Here is a 12952-nt window from a genome sequence, read left to right on the forward strand (position 1 = left end):
GCCCGCTCGGACGTATTTGACTATATCGAGCGCTTCCACAATCCTTGGATGCAGCGTAGGCTGGATGCTCAGGATCGGAAGTTCAGTGTCTTAACTCAACTGTCCGCGGAAACGGGGTAGAACCCACGGCAAATAGCGACACCATTTCAAATTCCATCAGATACTCGTAGTTAGAAGCAAAAAAGTCGCTCACTTCCAAAGATGGACCGCCGAGCATTGCTTCGAATAAGCCCCCAACGCCACTAGTTGGCTTCGGCTTACTGGAATCCGTATCCCGCCCCTCAAAGGCGGGATTTTTTATGCCCAGCCAAAACATCCAGTCGGATTGGTAATCAAATAAGGAATCGATGAATGAACAAAATCCCGGAAAGCGGGTTCTTGCGTTTGCGGCAAATCATTGGAAATAAGCAAAAAGGTGAACAGGGATTCTTTCCTGTAAGCGCCAGCACATGGTGGAAGGGAGTCAAAGAAGGCCGCTATCCACAGCCGTGCCGATCTCTAGGGCAACGCATTACTGCCTGGCGTGCCGAAGACATCCGCGCGCTGATTGAATCAGCAAGTGCTGGAGGGAATAACTGATGGCTACTGTTCATCTTGTCGATATGGGTTTTTTATCTGGGCTTTCTGCTGTTCTGATTGAAATCAACACCTACCAGGCGCTGAATACCATCAACATACTAAGGACATTTGTCGAAACGATAGGCTTGGATATCGATCCAGAAGAAAGCCATCTAGCCACATTGGCTTGCACTGAATTGGCGGATTGCCTTGATGCTGTTGAGAGGGTGATTCTCGAAGGTCATGATTATGACGGCAATGATGCTGTGGAGAGCACTTCTCATGAAAACGCTTGAGAACATAACTCCACGCATTTGTCAGAAATATAACTCGTGTAGCGCGCCTGTATGTCCTTTCGATACAAGCTGGCCCTCTATAAAGCACCTTCCTGGTGAGCCCGTATGTAAATGGCTCAGAGAGTCGATGAAACCCGGTTCAGAGGCGATTCTAAGCCATGCCCTTACGGGGGAAATTGCTGGAAAGGTGGCTGAGGTCAGAGATGCCCTCTTGTGTCGTAAGGGTGCACTGAAATACAGCTTAAGGCGGGCCGAGAAGCAGGGGCGAAAAGTACAGCTGATCAAGCGAAAGGAGATTGTGTAAATGACAAGGAAAAAGACACCTAAGGACAATGGATGGTCAGAAATTTATGGCGGCCAAGCATTTATCATTCCTCTGGATTGCTTGCGTCATGAGAACCTAGCCCGACTATCGCCCAAAGGCTGCAAGCTCTTACTTACTCTTGGAAGGCAATTCTCAGGGTTCAACAACGGATATCTATGCGTTACGCCGTCAGTTCTTTTGAAGCAAGGATGGAGTTCTGCATCAACTATTTGGGAGGCTGTTGCTGAGTGCGAGCACTATGGGCTTATCGAGAAAACACAGCAGGGCGGGAGAAACAGGCCAAGCTACTACGCACTTACATGGCGCAGGATCCATAAGATTGAAAACAGAGCGCCGCTTGATGCAGGCCCAACCCTAAAGCCAAGCAATGAATGGCTTAACCCGAAACCTTCATACCAAAAGCCATCACGAAAAAAATCTACCCCCGCCACCGCATCAACCTTATCCGCTGGCGGTGCTAGTCAGAAAAAGTTACTACGCGGGCGGGATTAAAATAGAGAGACTATAACCGCTGGCGTATCAGTCAAGGGTCATTGCCGAATTGGGTTGATACGCTAGCGGTGTAGTTATTAATAGATTTACCATACACAGTGCCGGAATATCGGGTCAAAGAACAACTGAAGACCAGTCAACTCCGGAAATCCTAATGAAGTCAAGACTAGGTGGTGGAACACCATCAAGCTGAACCGTAATCGTCTTCCACTGAATTGAATTATCTATGGGGGTTTCAAATTGGCTACTAGTCATGGGCATGAAACCCAGAGCTCACGGCGTAAAAAGAAAATACGGATTGATTACTATCCAAACAGCTTCTCTCAGTTGGTTTTAGGCGCCAAACGAAGCCTGTATGCGCCTTGTAACAATTACAGCGGAATCCTAGACGCAGTCATTGAGGAGTGGGCCAAATTTTCTGGCCTATCTGCATACTTGCCTTCAGTGCCAATGACTTCGGTTGATATTCCGGAATTTATAGACGCATCCACGCGCGCGCGTATGACTTCGGTAATGTCTAGTCAAGGATTAGATCGTCTATGCCATGCTAAAACGAAATCAGGAGCCCCCTGTCAATCTCGGCCTTGCCCAGGGAATGTACGCTGTAAATGGCACGGGGGAATGAGTACTGGCCCAAAAAGCACTGAAGGCAAAGCAAAATCGCTTGCAAATTTGAAACAGAATCGAGGGAAGCAAGAATCGAATGATTAATACATCGATTCTTGCTTCGATATAGATAGAAAAACTTGTATTTTTCAGCGGCGGCTGAGCCGAAGTGCATTAGCAATTACAGACGCCGAACTGAAACTCATGGCCAAAGCGGCGATCAGAGGCGACAGCAACCAACCAGTGAAGGGAAACAGCACACCAGCTGCGACCGGGATGCCCAGTGCGTTGTAAAGGAACGCGAACGCCAGGTTCTGTTTCATGTTCCGTACCGTCTGTTCGGACAATGCTCTTGCCACGGCGATACCGCGGAGATCACCCTTGACTAAAGTGACCTGCGCGCTGTTCATCGCCACATCGGTGCCGGTGCCCATGGCGATGCCGACATCCGCCTTGGCCAACGCCGGCGCGTCATTGATGCCGTCCCCGGCCATGGCGACCACTTCGCCCCGCTCCTGCAGCGACCGCACCAGATCGAGCTTGTCGGCCGGTTTCACCTCCCCGTAAACTTCGTCGATTCCCAGCCTGGCGCCAACCGAGCGCGCCGTAGTCAAGCCGTCGCCTGTGGCCATGACGATGCGGATGCCCTCCGCCCTGAGCGCTGCCAACGCCTCGGAGGTACTCGGCTTGATGGGGTCGGAAACCGCCAGGAGGCCGAACAGCTGGTTGTCGACCGCCAGATGCATGACGCTGGCGCCTTCAGCACGCAGAGCCTCGGCATGCTCTGCCAGCGGATCCAGCGGAATCCCGAGTTGCTGCATCAGAGCGCCGTTTCCCAATGCCAGGCGGCGCCCGGCGACCGAACCCAGGACGCCTATTCCGGAGGCCGATTCGAAATCGTCCGGCGTATCGAGCACCAGGCCGCGTTCCCGCGCCGCGCGCACGATGGCATCGGCCAGCGGATGCTCGCTGCCCTGGTCCAAACTGGCGGCAAGGCGCAGGACCTCGTCGGCGTCACGGCCGGGCGCGGCCACGACGCGGTCGAACGCGGGCCGGCCCTCGGTCAAGGTCCCCGTCTTGTCGATGATCAGCGTGCCGACCTTCCGGAGGTTCTCGATCGCGGCGGCGTCGCGGAACAGCACGCCCTGACCCGCGCCGCGGCCTGTGGCGACCATGATCGACATCGGCGTGGCGAGACCCAGCGCGCAAGGGCACGCGATGATGAGGACGGCGACGGCATTGATCAGGCCATACACCCAACGGGGCTCGGGACCGAAAAGCCCCCATCCAAAGAACGTCGCCAGGGCGACGAAGACGACCGCCAGCACGAAATAACCTGCAACCCAATCAGCCATACGCTGCATCGGCGCCTTCGAGCGCTGCGCCTGCGCCACCATCTGCACGATCTGGGACAGCATGGTGGCGGAACCGACGCGCTCGGAGCGCATGACCATCGCGCCATGCGTGTTGAGCGTCGCGCCAATCACCCGGTCGCCGACCCGCTTGCTGACCGGCAACGGCTCGCCGGTCAGCATCGACTCGTCCACCGCGCTACCCCCCTCGGTGACCACCCCGTCCACGGGCACCTTCTCTCCGGGCCTCACGCGCAGCAGATCGCCGACGTGCACATGGGTCAGGGGCACATCCTCTTCGGTGCCGTCCCCACGGATGCGTCGCGCCGTCTTCGGCGCCAGACCAAGCAGGGACTTGATGGCCGCCGAGGTCTGCGAGCGGGCCTTGAGTTCCAATAGCTGACCGAGCAGGGTCAGGGAGATGATGACCGCGGTCGCCTCGTAGTAGACCGACACCCGCCCCATCGAGCGGAACGCATCGGGGAAGACCTGCGGCGCGACGGTGGCGGCGACGCTGTAGGCGAATGCAGACCCGGTACCCAAAGCGATCAGCGTCCACATGTTGGGGCTCCGGCCGGCCACAGACCGCCAGGCGCGCACGAAGAACGGCCAACCGGCCCATAGCACGATGGGCACGGACAGCAGCAGTTCGATCCAGCTCTGCACCGCCATGTCGAACCAGGCAAGCCGGTGGCCTGACATGGCGAGGACCGTCACCGAAACTGTCAAGGGCAAGGTCCACCAAAAACGCCGCCGGAAATCGAGGTACTCCGGATCGGCGTCGTCTCCCAACTCCGGGATGACCGGTTCCAGCGTCATGCCGCACTTGGGGCAGATGCCGGGACCGGCCTGGCGGACTTCAGGGTGCATAGGACAGGTATAGACCGCTCCATCTGGCACCGCCTCCGATACCGCCGCAGCGGACGAGGAATCCTGGCGCGGCGAAGACTGGTGGTGCCTGTGTGCTGGATGCCCGTCCCCCGTCCCGGCTGCAAGAGCACCGTATCGCGCAGGCTCAGCCGCGAACTTGGACAGGCATTTGCCGCTGCAGAAACGGAACGTCTGGCCGCCGTACTGGAGACTATGTGGTGAGTCCGGAGAAACGGACATACCGCATACCGGATCGAGCGATCCGTCGCTGATTACGTCATCCCGCGAAGTGTGTCGTTCGATCGCCATATCTGCTCCAGCGTGTTCGGATCGTCGTGATAGCGGACGGCTTGAGTATAGCGCCGGCGCCAGGGGCCATCCACTTCAAGGCGCAAAGATTACGCAGCCGCCCATATCAGCGGTCCGACTTTGAAGACCAGTGCAGATGCACGATACGCCATCCGTCAGCGGTGTTGCTGAGGATCGCCGATTCCGTGGAGTGGATGAGCAACGGCTTGCCATTCCGCTCGGTGCGGATTTCGCTCTCGCTTCCGACCCAGACCAATCCCCCTGATGCCGATGCCTTGCGCCATTTCAAGGTGACACCTGCCGATTTGAGGAATTCTGCGTCATGCCGGGCATGTCCTGAAAGATACTCCTGCCGGCTGTGTTCGGCGCCGCCGCTCTCCAGAATCAGGACATCCGGCGCAAGAAACTCCGCGGCGGATGCGACATCGCCCTCGGCCAGTGCCGTTGAAAAGCGTTCGAGCACCTGGACGGCCGCAACCGCATCGGGGGCAATATGCAGGTCGGTATCGGCGGCTGGACGTGGACCGTCATGTGCAGATACCCGGGCGCTTGCGATAATCAACGAAATGACGAGGAACGCGATACGTGGCATGAGGGCAATCTCCTGTGTATGGTGGTTGGAATGAACGGCTGTGGCCTCAATGGCCGGAATGCCCTTCATGTCCGTCATCCACGACGGCTTTGGCCTTGTTCAGCGGAGTGAATCGCGCCTGCACGGGGGCTTTGCCGAGCAGAGTCAACGCGACAACAGCCTTCATGTCGGAAACGGACGCATAGCGGCCTGAGCCTTTGAGCGCGTTGCCGCCGGCCGGCGACAGCGTGATGGCGGTCTTGGTCTTCCCTGCGAGTATCGTCACCGTGCCCTTGGCGCCGGCGACGGGAACGGCGGTCCCGGCGTGGTCGGTGACGTAGACAGTCACTGGATTGTCCTTGGCCTGCGGACTATTGCCGGCGACGACCAGCTCCAGATGGTAGGCTCCGGCCATGCGCAGCTGGCCGCCATGGGGCGCTTTCTGCGTATCCAGGAACTTGTCGTCGTGGGCGGCGGCCATGCCGCCGGCGAACAACAAGGAGAGGGCGGCGATCGCGGCCAATGCGGGGGTGGGCTTCATAACGGACTCCTGGTGGTTGGACGAGTTCATCGGATCAGAAATTTTCCTCGCCTTTTTCGGCAAGGAGGCGCTGGAGGGGCTTTTCGCCCCAGAGCCAGAACATCAGCGGCGTGAGCACGGTATCGAGCAGCGTCGAGCTCACCAGACCGCCGAAGATGACCACGGCTACCGGGTGCAGCACTTCCTTGCCGGGCGCATCCGCGGAAAGAAGCAGGGGTAACAGCGCGAAAGCTGCCACCAACGCCGTCATCAGCACCGGGGTCAGACGCTCGAGGGATCCGCGCATGATCATCTGGCGCCCGAAGGACTCGCCCTCGAAGGCGCACAGGTTGATGTAGTGGCTGATCTTGAGGATGCCGTTGCGGGTCGCGATGCCGGTAAGTGTGATGAAACCCACCAGCGCAGCCACGGACAACGGCTGCCCGGACACCCAGAGCGCGACTACGCTGCCAATCAGCGCCAACGGGATATTGCCCATGATGATGAGCGAAAGCCTGGTCGAGCGGTAGCGGCTGTACAGCACCATGAAGATCATGGCGAGGGACGCGAGCGCCAGCAGCCCGATGAGGCGGGCGGCCTTCTCCTGGGCCTGGAACTGACCTTCCAGCGCCGTGAAGTATCCTTGTGGCAGGGGCTTGGCCGCTAGTACGGCACGAATGTCGGCGACCACCTGCGACATGTCGCGCCCGTCAGTGTTCGCCGACACCACGATGCGCCGGCGGGAGTTCTCCCGGGAAACCTGGTTGGGGCCATCGCCCTCCTCCACCACGGCGATCTTGGACAGTGGCACGGACCCGTTCGGCGTCTCGACCAGCAGGTCCGCCAAAGCCTGCGGTCCACGCGCGCCGTCGGGCAACCGGACCAGTAGGTCGAATCGGCGGCTGCCCTCGATGACTTGGGTGATTTTCTCGCCCTCGATCATCTGCTCCAAGCTGCGCAGCAGCGCTCCGGGCGATACGCCGTAACGCGCCGCCTCTGCATAATCGAGACGGATCTTAACCTGCGGGATGAGTACCTGCTTCTCGATCTGCAGGTCGGTGATGCCGGGGATGTTGGCCAGGCGATCCCGCAGGTCATTGGCGACCGTACGCAGCGTATCCAAGTCGTCGCCATAGACCTTCAAGGCGATTTGCGCGCGCACGCCGGAGAGTAGATGGTCGAGGCGGTGCGAAATCGGTTGCCCGACGCTTGACGTGGCCGGCAGCTGCTTGAGCCGGTCGCGGATGTCGGAGATGACCTCGTCACGACTCCGGTCCGAGGCTTTGAGGTCGACATCCATCTCAGTGTAATGCACCCCTTCGGCATGTTCATCCAGCTCGGCGCGGCCTGTGCGACGCCCCACCTGCGTGACCTCGGGAACCTCCATCACCAGCTCTTCGGCCAAGGTTCCGATCCGGTTTGATTCCGAAAGCGACGTGCCCGGATTGAGCACGACATTGACCGTGAGCGTACCCTCGTTGAACGGCGGCATGAACGATCGCGGAAATAGCGGGACGCTTGCCGCAACCAGCAGAACCGCGGCCAATGCGGCGCCGAGCAGGAGGCGGGCGCGCGGGAAGGACCATTCCAGAACATATGCCTGCCAGCGCTTGAGCAGGACCACCAGGCGGCTGTCGCCGGCATGCAGCCGCTGCATACGGGGCAGCAGGTAATAGCAAAGTACCGGAGTCAGGGTGACTGCGACGAACATGCTCGCCAGGATCGACACGACATAAGCGATGCCCAGCGGAGTGAACAGCCTGCCCTCGATACCCGGTAACGCAAAAAGCGGAACGAAAACCAGGACGACGATCATCGTCGCGTAGACCACGCCGGTGCGCACCTCGCGCGACGCGGCCGCGATCACTGTCAAGGCCGGGAGTGGCGACGACCTCAGACGGTTCTCCTTGAGCCTGCGCAGCACGTTCTCAACATCGACCACCGCGTCGTCCACGAGCTCGCCAATGGCTATGGCCAAGCCGCCCAGCGTCATGGTGTTAATCGACAGGCCGAGGAAGTGGAACGCCAGCCCCGCAGCCAGAATCGAGACCGGAATGGCGATCAGCGAAATGGCGGTGGTCCGGAAATTGACCAGGAACAGGAACAGCACGACGGCGACCATGATCGCGCCGTCGCGCAGCGCCTCCTCGACGTTGGATACCGATCTTTCGATGAAGTCAGCCTGCTTGAACAGGAAGGCCGGCTCCGCGATTCCCGCCGGCCGGGACTTGGCCAGTTCGGCGACGGCCTTCTCAACCTCGCGGGTGAGCGCGACGCTGTCGGCCGCTGGCTGCTTCTGGACCGACAGGATGACCGCCGACTTGCCCAGATAGCTGCCGTCGCCGCGCTTGACCGCCGGCACCACCTTGACCTCCGCGACCTGCCTCAGCAGCACCGTCCGGCCGTCGGCCGCGCTGACCACCAGGTCGCGAAGATCCTCGATGCGGCTTGTGCGCCCGACCGCGCGGATCACAAATTCGCGACCCTGCGCTTCGAGGAATCCGCCGCTGGTATTGGCTCCGAAATCCCGTAATGCATCGAGCACAGTGTCGCGGTCGACGCCCAGGTCCTGCATCCGGGAAGGATCCGGCTCGACGCGATATTGGCGGACTTCGCCGCCAATCGGAATCACTTGCGCCACACCGGGGATGGTCAGCAACCGAGGCCGCATCACCCAATCGGCGTACTCGCGCGCCGCCATCGGGCCCGTCGCGGCAGCGTCGGCCGTATCGCCCGAGCGGTCGTCCACCGGCAAAGCAATGAGCAAAATCTCGCCCATGATTGAGGATATCGGCCCCATTTGGGGAACCACGCCGGACGGCAGCTGGTCCTGCACCAAGTTCAAGCGTTCGGCGACTTGCTGACGGTTGCGGTAGACGTCCGAACCCCAGTCGAATTCGATGTAGACAATCGACAGGCCGACGCCCGATACCGAACGCACGCGGCTGACTCCGGGCATCCCGTTCATGCCCGACTCGATCGGGAACGTGACCAGCTGCTCGACTTCCTCCGGCGCCATGCCACCGGCCTCGGTCAACAGGGTCACGGTCGGCTTGTTTAGGTCGGGAAACACGTCGACCGGCATGCCGCGCAGGGTGAAGGCACCATAGACCATCAGCAGCAGCGACACCCCAAGCACCAGCAGACGCTGCCTCAGGCTGGCTTGGATGAAGTAATCAAACATAATCGATGCTCCGCGCGCAGGCGGGCGGTGCGAGGGGCGATGGCATGCGCGGGTTGCCTTGCGGGATTTCCATCTCAGCGCACCTGGGAAAGCAGACTGGAGCCGTCGGTGACAACGCGGTCGCCGTCATGCAAGCCATCGACCACGGCGGCGTTTGCGGCGTCCAAAGGCCGGATTCGCACGCTGCGGGCGACGAAGCGCTCAGGTTCAGCATGCACCCACACGGCGGTTTCCCCGCTGGACAGGCGGGTGAATGCGCGCAAGGGCACGGCCGCGCCTCGGATTCCGCGCTGGGTGCGCACTACGACCTTAACCGGTTGGCCGACGGCCAACGCAGCGTCGGATCGGGTGATACGGAACAGCAACGGCAACGCCTGGTCGCGGAGCTGCAGACCGCCACCGATGAAACGCAAGGTCAATGTGCCGCCCCCTGCCTGTGCGGTGGCGGAGCGGATGGCGTCCGCCATGGAGGGGTCATAGGACAGGGCCTCGACAGCGAGGCGGGCCGGATCGATGATGTCGAAAAGCACCTCTCGCCCGTCGACAATATGTCCGGCCGCGAGAAGCCTTGCCGTGCTTAGCACGCCGGCAGCAGGCGCGCGCAAGGGCAACGCGCCGTCCACGCTGGCGGCGATGACGCCGCGGCGGCGGCGTAAGGCATCGCGCTCGATCCGGGCGGCGTCGATCTCCTTTTGCGGCACCGAACCGGCGAGCTGTAGATAGCGTTCGACCCTGCGCTCGGCAATGGCCAACTGCGCATCCAATTCCGCGATCTGCGACCGCTGGTTGCCCAATTCGATGGCGCTGGCCACCGGTCTGATATAGGCCAGTATCTCGCCCTTGACCACGCGGCGGCCACCGACCGGCATGCCTTTCGGACCCGGATGGATGCTTCCGGCGAACGGCGCCTGCACGCGCCCGCCGGTTTCCGGATCGGCCACGACCGTGCCGTTCAGCTCTTCGCCGGCCGCTAACAGGGCGTTTTCCGCCGGCACGGTGCGGATGCCAAGCCGTCGTTGGACAGACTTGGGCACGAACAGACTGCCGTCGGCCAGGCGCCGCGGCGCCTCTTGCCCGATCCCGATGGCGGCGGAAACCGGCTTGTCGGTGGCCTCGTGCGTCGGCTCTGAATGATCCTCGTCGCCGTGCGCAAGGACTTTCACGGCACCGGCGCCGATAAGCAGTAGCACGACCAGCGCCTGATATTTCCTGTTCATTATCGCGTTCCCCTCATCTGCTGGCGCCGGCGCACTAAAAAGGCCAGAGCCGCAAAAACGGCCGCGACCGCCGCGGCCCACAATACGTATTCATACCAATGAATTCCGTGCGCGCCCTGCGTAGAAGTCGTGGCCGGCATGCGAAGGCTCGTGGAGAGCAGGTCGCCGGTTTCGGTCGTCTCGACCGATACCGTCAGCGCCAGCTCCGATCCAGGCGGTAATCCGGCCAAGACCGGCGACTCCACCGCATAGACTCCGGGACTCACTTCCTTGGCGGCTTGTGTAGTGCCGTTGAACTCGATTTCCAGGGTCGCGCCCTGCACGGGCTCATTGGTCAGGAAGCGGTCAAGCGTCGCCAGGAGACGCAGAGGCTGGCGGCCGACATCCAAGACCACGACCAGCTCGAAATCCTCGCTTTGGGCGTAAGCCCTCGGCGCGAAGGCCTCAAGCGGCAGAGGCGCCGAGACCTCCTCGGCATGGTCCTCGCCGGCATGGGCGCCAACCGGCGCGCTGAGGGAAAGTCCCGCCGCCAACAGGAAAGACAAGGCGAACACACGGCAATTCTGGACTGTCACGGCAGGATTCCCTTTGATTGGTTGAGTCGAGCGCGGGCTGCGTTTAGGGCGTTTTCGGCGCGCACCAAATCAAGCCGCGCTTCAGAAGCCGAGGCCCTGATCCGGATGAATTCGGCGAGGTCCAGTTCGCCCAGCGAGAACGCCTTCTCCTGCAAGGCCAGCCGCTCACTTGCCAGAGCTGCGCGGGTCACGGCGGCCGTAAGAGCCGCCTCGGCACCTGCCAACGCCCTGAAGGCCTCGTTCCGCCCGCTCTCGACCTCGACCGTCGCTTGAAGCAACTCGGCCTCGGCCTGGATCAGGCGTGTATTCGCCTCGGCGAGCCTCGGCGCGTTGCGGACGTCGGCGCCGAAGGGCACGCGCACACCCAGCTTGACCGAATCACGGCTCGGCGCCACGAAATCCTCGCGGGCGCGGATCAGGGCCAAGGTCAGCTCGGGCGGATCACGCCGGTCTTCGATGCTCACCTGCAACCTCGCCCGGGCCATTTCCACCGCGGCCCTGGCCAGCACGAGACGCGGATGATCGTCCACTTCTGCGGTGGACACAGACTCCTTAATCTCCGCCGGCAAGCCGTCTAGGCCGGTCAGACGGCGAAGGCTTTCGAGCGCACGCAGTTCAGCCAATCGCGCGTCTTGCAACTCCTGCTCGGCGAGCAAGGCCTGCTCCCTGCTCAGCAGCAGGTCGGTCCGTGCCAGCTCGCCCGCCGAATAACGCCGTGCAACATCTGCTTCGAGCTGCCTTGCGGCTTGAAGCCGCTCGCGGGCGATCTCCGCCGTGGCTTGGGTGGTGGCGAGCTCCCAGACGCTGTCGCGCAGCTGGCCGGCAAGGATCAAGCGCTCAGCGACCAATCCGGCCTGGGCGTGGACGCGGTCGTTGCGGGCGAATTCCGAGCCGGCACGACGCTGGCCCGGGAGCCATAATGGCAACGCCAATTCCAGCTCGCGTTCGCGCGAGCCTAAGCCATTGTCGAAGCGATCGTTGGTCTCGCTCAGTCCAAGGCTCGGCGGTGCGGCGAACCAGCTCTCGGCCACTTCGCGGCTGGCCTCGGCCCCGGCCATCCGGGATTCGGCGACCCTGGCCTGTACGGCACGCGTCCAGGCCTTATCCAAGGCCTGTCCGAGCGTCGTTCCCGCCCAGACCGGCAGGCAGCCCATTAACATAACCATGGCCGCTGCGCCACGGATTATCGTAGCGCGCATGCCGCTGATCTTCCAGAGATTGCCGATGCACGCATGAATGGACTCCAAAACGGATAAAGAATTGTATTAGCAATTATGCCCGGGCCAGGCTGACGGCTATCCGACATGCGGATTACATTTTTGTTATCTTGGCGAGGTAGCCTACGGGAACGGGCAAACTATCCCTACAAGGTCAAACAACGAGGCGTCGTCAGTGAAAATTCTCATCATCGAGGACGAACCCAAGACCGGCGAATACCTCCGGCAGGGCCTAACCGAGGCCGGCTTCGTGACCGATTTGGCGCGCAATGGCGCTGATGGCCTGCATCTTGCTCTTAACGGCGCGTTCGACCTGGTGGTGCTTGACGTTATGCTGCCGGAAATCGACGGCTGGGAGGTGCTGCATTCACTACGCAGCCGTGGGCTCGGGATGCCGGTGCTGTTCTTGACAGCACGCGACCAGGTCGAAGATCGCATTAGGGGGCTCGAGCTCGGCGCCGACGACTATCTGGTCAAGCCGTTTTCGTTCGCCGAACTGCTGGCGCGCGTCCGGAACATCCTGCGCAGGGGGCGGACAGGACCGGAATCCACTACCTTGCGGGTTGCAGATCTGGAGCTGGATCTCCTTCGCAGGCGCGTGTCGCGGGCGGGCAGGCGCATCGACCTGACCGCTAAAGAGTTCGCCCTTCTGGAGTTGCTGATGCGGCGCCAAGGCGAGGTGCTTCCCCGCTCCCTGATCGCCTCGCAGGTGTGGGACATGAACTTCGACAGCGACACCAACGTGATCGAAGTGGCCATACGCCGGTTGCGCGGCAAAATCGACGATGGGCAGGACCTGAAGCTGATACAGACGGTACGAGGCATGGGTTACGTGCTCGAAGACAGTGGAGCCCGCTGAG

Annotated in this window: 11 protein-coding genes and 1 pseudogene; 5 read left to right on the forward strand and 7 right to left on the reverse strand. The window is 61.3% G+C overall.

Annotated elements, in window-relative coordinates; genetic code table 11:
• From IEV56_RS10130 to IEV56_RS10705, 4 genes and pseudogenes are all read left to right on the forward strand, one after another.
• Positions 1-120: pseudogene (locus tag IEV56_RS10130) on the forward strand (IS3 family transposase); the annotation flags it as partial.
• Positions 121-351: 231 nt separating this feature from the next.
• A complete protein-coding gene (locus IEV56_RS10135; RefSeq protein ID WP_188450251.1) occupies positions 352-579 on the forward strand; it encodes a helix-turn-helix transcriptional regulator in 228 nt (75 codons plus the stop codon).
• On the forward strand, positions 579-854 hold the full coding sequence (locus tag IEV56_RS10140; RefSeq protein WP_188450252.1) for a hypothetical protein: 276 nt from the start codon (positions 579-581) through the stop codon (positions 852-854). Before IEV56_RS10135 ends, IEV56_RS10140 begins: the two co-directional genes overlap by 1 nt.
• Before the next feature lie 1330 nt (positions 855-2184).
• On the forward strand, positions 2185-2382 hold the full coding sequence (locus IEV56_RS10705; RefSeq protein WP_425488579.1) for an HGGxSTG domain-containing protein: 198 nt from the start codon (positions 2185-2187) through the stop codon (positions 2380-2382).
• A 44-nt stretch (positions 2383-2426) separates the two neighbouring features.
• Here IEV56_RS10705 and IEV56_RS10145 read toward each other — a convergent pair whose 3' ends face one another.
• The 7 genes from IEV56_RS10145 to IEV56_RS10175 all read right to left on the reverse strand — a co-directional run bounded on the left by IEV56_RS10145 (position 2427) and on the right by IEV56_RS10175 (position 12029).
• A complete protein-coding gene (locus IEV56_RS10145; protein WP_188450253.1) occupies positions 2427-4808 on the reverse strand; it encodes a heavy metal translocating P-type ATPase in 2382 nt (793 codons plus the stop codon).
• A 106-nt stretch (positions 4809-4914) separates the two neighbouring features.
• Entirely contained in the window at positions 4915-5469 is a 555-nt protein-coding gene (locus tag IEV56_RS10150; protein WP_188450254.1) for a YybH family protein, read from the reverse strand.
• Positions 5447-5920 carry a hypothetical protein gene (locus IEV56_RS10155; RefSeq protein WP_188450255.1) on the reverse strand — a complete coding sequence of 158 codons (474 nt, stop codon included), beginning with the start codon at positions 5918-5920 and terminating at the stop codon, positions 5447-5449. Before IEV56_RS10155 ends, IEV56_RS10150 begins: the two co-directional genes overlap by 23 nt.
• Positions 5921-5954: 34 nt before the next feature.
• Entirely contained in the window at positions 5955-9083 is a 3129-nt protein-coding gene (locus IEV56_RS10160; protein WP_188450256.1) for an efflux RND transporter permease subunit, read from the reverse strand.
• A gap of 74 nt (positions 9084-9157) precedes the next feature.
• A complete protein-coding gene (locus IEV56_RS10165) occupies positions 9158-10300 on the reverse strand; it encodes an efflux RND transporter periplasmic adaptor subunit (RefSeq protein ID WP_188450257.1) in 1143 nt (380 codons plus the stop codon).
• The gene (locus tag IEV56_RS10170) at positions 10300-10875 is read right to left on the reverse strand and encodes a hypothetical protein (RefSeq protein WP_188450258.1); all 576 of its coding nucleotides are present in this window, start codon (positions 10873-10875) and stop codon (positions 10300-10302) included. The genes IEV56_RS10165 and IEV56_RS10170 overlap by 1 nt, the downstream gene beginning before the upstream one ends.
• Positions 10872-12029, reverse strand: coding sequence for a TolC family protein (locus tag IEV56_RS10175; RefSeq protein WP_188450259.1), 1158 nt, complete (start codon positions 12027-12029; stop codon positions 10872-10874). Before IEV56_RS10175 ends, IEV56_RS10170 begins: the two co-directional genes overlap by 4 nt.
• A 238-nt stretch (positions 12030-12267) precedes the next feature.
• Between IEV56_RS10175 and IEV56_RS10180 the strand changes: the two genes are divergently transcribed.
• Positions 12268-12951 carry a heavy metal response regulator transcription factor gene (locus IEV56_RS10180; protein ID WP_188450260.1) on the forward strand — a complete coding sequence of 228 codons (684 nt, stop codon included), beginning with the start codon at positions 12268-12270 and terminating at the stop codon, positions 12949-12951.
• The last annotated feature ends 1 nt before the right edge of the window (position 12952 follow it).

Origin of the sequence: Arenimonas maotaiensis (genome assembly GCF_014638745.1) — a bacterium.
Lineage (GTDB): Bacteria > Pseudomonadota > Gammaproteobacteria > Xanthomonadales > Xanthomonadaceae > Arenimonas > Arenimonas maotaiensis.

Excerpts from the sequence above, each read along its gene's own strand:
- IEV56_RS10135 (WP_188450251.1), top strand. The coding sequence starts at position 352 with ATGAACAAAATCCCGGAAAGCGGGTTCTTGCGTTTGCGGCAAATCATT.
- IEV56_RS10140 (WP_188450252.1), top strand. The coding sequence starts at position 579 with ATGGCTACTGTTCATCTTGTCGATATGGGTTTTTTATCTGGGCTTTCT.
- IEV56_RS10705 (WP_425488579.1), top strand. The coding sequence starts at position 2,185 with ATGTCTAGTCAAGGATTAGATCGTCTATGCCATGCTAAAACGAAATCA.
- IEV56_RS10145 (WP_188450253.1), bottom strand. The coding sequence starts at position 4,808 with ATGGCGATCGAACGACACACTTCGCGGGATGACGTAATCAGCGACGGA.
- IEV56_RS10150 (WP_188450254.1), bottom strand. The coding sequence starts at position 5,469 with ATGAAGGGCATTCCGGCCATTGAGGCCACAGCCGTTCATTCCAACCAC.
- IEV56_RS10155 (WP_188450255.1), bottom strand. The coding sequence starts at position 5,920 with ATGAAGCCCACCCCCGCATTGGCCGCGATCGCCGCCCTCTCCTTGTTG.
- IEV56_RS10160 (WP_188450256.1), bottom strand. The coding sequence starts at position 9,083 with ATGTTTGATTACTTCATCCAAGCCAGCCTGAGGCAGCGTCTGCTGGTG.
- IEV56_RS10165 (WP_188450257.1), bottom strand. The coding sequence starts at position 10,300 with ATGAACAGGAAATATCAGGCGCTGGTCGTGCTACTGCTTATCGGCGCC.
- IEV56_RS10175 (WP_188450259.1), bottom strand. The coding sequence starts at position 12,029 with ATGGGCTGCCTGCCGGTCTGGGCGGGAACGACGCTCGGACAGGCCTTG.